The organism is Natronospira elongata (genome assembly GCF_034931365.1).
In the GTDB taxonomy this organism is placed as follows: domain Bacteria; phylum Pseudomonadota; class Gammaproteobacteria; order Natronospirales; family Natronospiraceae; genus Natronospira; species Natronospira elongata.
This window is the reverse complement of sequence record NZ_JAYGII010000086.1, coordinates 1-1,519: the sequence shown is the minus strand read 5'-3', so window position 1 is coordinate 1,519 and position 1,519 is coordinate 1. Positions and strand designations below refer to the sequence as shown.

Sequence of the window (1,519 nt, the reverse complement as noted above, 5' to 3'; positions counted from 1 at the left end):
GGACGAGTTTTCGGGCGTCGGCGTCCAGTTCGGCTTGCAGCATGGCTTTTAATTGGGCGTCGCGGTTTTGTTCGACGATGAAGACGGTGTCGTGCTCGTCGATGAAGCGGCGGATCTCGTCGGTGAAGGGGAAGGCGCGGATGCGGCAGTAGTCGAATTCGCTGCCCTTCTCTTTCAGGTTGTGGCGCGCTTCCTTTATCGCCAGATCGCAGGAGCCGAGGCTGATGATGCCGGCCTTGACGGGTTTGCTGCGGGCGTAGTCGATGTAGGGGGCCGGGACGTGGTCTTTGGCGGTGTCGAACTTGCGCCGGATGCGATCGAGCACGCGCTGGTATTCGGAAGCGTCTTCGGTGTAGGTGCCGTGTTCGGAGTGGCCGGAGCCGCGGGTGAAGTAGGCGCCCTTGGGGTGCACGCCGGGCAGGCTGCGATAAGGGACACCGTCACGGTCCGGGTCCTGGTAGCGGCCGAAACGGCCTTCCAGTTTGTCTAGATCGCCGGCGGAGAGGACCTTGCCGCGATCCGGGCGGTAGCTCTCGTTCCACTTCAGTTCGGGGACCATCCATTCGTTCATGCCGATGTCGAGATCCGAGACCACGAAGACCGGGGTCTGGAAATGCTCGGCCAGGTCGAAGCTTCTGATGGCGAAGTCAAAGGCCTCGCGGGGGTCGGCCGGGTAGAGGCAGATGTGGCGGGTGTCGCCGTGACCGGCGTAGGCGCATTCATTGATGTCGGACTGCTGGGTGCGGGTGGGCATGCCCGTTGAGGGGCCCACGCGCTGGATGTCGAAGATCACGGCCGGGATCTCGGTGTAATAGCCGAAGCTGATGAACTCGTTCATCAGGCTGATGCCGGGGCCGGAGGTGGCGGTGAAGGCGCGGGCGCCCATCCAGCCGGCGCCGAGCACCATGCCGCAGGCGGCCAGCTCGTCCTCGGCCTGGATGATCTTGTACTGGGGTTGGCCCTGGTCGTCGTGGCGGTGCTTGGCGCAGAAGCTGGTGAAGGCGTCCATGACGCTGGTGGACGGGGTGATGGGATACCAGGCGGCCACATTGGCGCCGGCGAGCATGGCGCCCAGGGCGGCGGTGGTGTTGCCGTCGACGATGACATGGCCTTTGGTCATGTCGGCCTTTCTGACATGCAGGGGCAGCGGGCAGTCGTAGTGTTTCTTGGCGTAGTCGTAGCCGATCTCGACGGCTTCCATATTGGGGCCGACGAGCTTGGCCTTTTTCTCGCCGAAGGTTTCCTTCAGGAGCTGCTCGATGATTTCCAGATCCAGGTCCAGCAGAGCCGCGAGCGAGCCCACATAGGCCACATTCTTCATCAGGATGCGGGTGCGGGGCTCGACGAAGTGGTGGTTGATCATCTCCGCCAGGGGCACGCCGATGACGGTGATGTCGTCGCGGGTGATCTCGCGGGTACGCGGCCAGGTGCTGTCGTAGAAGAGGTAGCCGCCGGGGGCGATCTCGGCGTGGTCCTTGGCGAAGGTCTCGGCGTTCATGGCGACCATGAAGTGGACCTG

At 63.8% G+C, this 1,519-nt stretch carries 1 protein-coding gene; it reads right to left on the bottom strand.

Features of this window, described 5'->3' with window-relative positions; all coding sequences use genetic code 11:
- Positions 1-1,519: 2-oxoacid:acceptor oxidoreductase family protein (locus VCB98_RS13810; RefSeq protein WP_346053522.1), on the bottom strand; the 1,519-nt coding region annotated here is incomplete at both ends.